The sequence below is a fragment of the Pantoea sp. 18069 genome (assembly GCF_902706035.1).
Lineage (GTDB): Bacteria > Pseudomonadota > Gammaproteobacteria > Burkholderiales > Burkholderiaceae_C > Comamonas.
On sequence record NZ_CACSJA010000161.1, the window covers coordinates 1 to 375 of the forward strand.

At 58.9% G+C, this 375-nt stretch carries 1 protein-coding gene; it reads left to right on the top strand.

Translation table 11 applies throughout. From position 1 onward, the window contains the following. A partial coding sequence (locus tag GVL12_RS26050) for a VCBS domain-containing protein (protein WP_200844117.1) occupies positions 1-375 on the top strand: 375 nt, incomplete at both ends.

Consider the following 375-nt stretch of genomic DNA (forward strand, 5'->3'; position numbering starts at 1 on the left):
ACACCCACAGCTACAGCGTAGTGGGCGCCAGCACCGGAACCTATGGCAGCTTTAGCGTGGACGCGAGCGGCCAGTGGACTTACCAACTCGACAATGTCGCAGCGCAATCTTTGAAGACCGGCGATGTGCGTACCGAAACCTATACGGTCCAGGTCAGCGATGGAAAAGGTGGCACTGACACCAAGACGGTCACGATCACCATCAATGGTGACGACGATGGCGCGGTGATTGCACCGAGCAAGCCGGGTGACGATCTGGGAACGGTTACCGAAGACGGCCAACTGACTGCCGGTGGCAAGCTCGATGTGACGGACCCTGACGCCGGCCAGGCCGTGTTCGTTGTGCAAAGCAATGTCAGTACCACCTACGGTCAGT